The following is a 617-nucleotide window of genomic DNA, read 5'->3' as shown; positions in this document are numbered from 1 at the left end:
GGTTCGACCCGCAGACGATGGAGCCGCTGATCAAGAGCCCCGGCCACGTGCGCGCCCTCGAGTTGTTCGTTGAACTGGTGAAGTTCGGCCCGCGCGAGATGCTGACCTGGAACCATGGCCGTGGCTGGGACCATTTCCTGGCGGGCCGCGCGGCGTTTGCGCTCACCTGGGGTGACCTCGGCGCGCTGGCTCAACAACAGGGCAGCAAGGTCAGGGGCAAGACCGGCGCTGCGCCGGCGCCCGGAACGCACGCGTACTACGACATAGCGCGGGGCAAATGGACCAGCACCGCAGGCGTCAACCAGGTCGGCAACACCAGCGGTGCCTCCTGGGCCGGCGTGATTTCCAAGTATTCGAAGGTGCCCGAGGCCGCGTACTTCCTGCTGGCGCTGCTGGCGGCGAAGGAGAAGTCGCAGGTCTATGCGGCGCGGGGCTGGGACGGCGTCGATCCGGGGCGCAAATCCCAGATGCTGCCGCCTGAAGGCACGGGCAGCCTGGCGCCGTATCTGCGAGCGAACTGGGACCCGGCCGACGTCCGCGACTATCTCAGCGCGTTCGAACGTACCTTCAGCAACAAGCAGCAGATCCCCTACCTGCGAATCCCTGGAACCTACAGC

At 66.8% G+C, this 617-nt stretch carries 1 protein-coding gene; it reads left to right on the top strand.

The genetic code is table 11. The features are described 5' to 3' along the window. Positions 1 to 17: 17 nt before the first annotated feature. A partial coding sequence (locus ACXJKR_RS34180) for a hypothetical protein (protein ID WP_457326644.1) occupies positions 18 to 617 on the top strand: 600 nt, incomplete at its 3' end.

This window comes from Roseateles sp. P5_E11, from assembly GCF_054049355.1.
The sequence above is the reverse complement of the archived record's forward strand: the minus strand, read 5'-3'. Positions and strand labels throughout refer to the sequence as shown.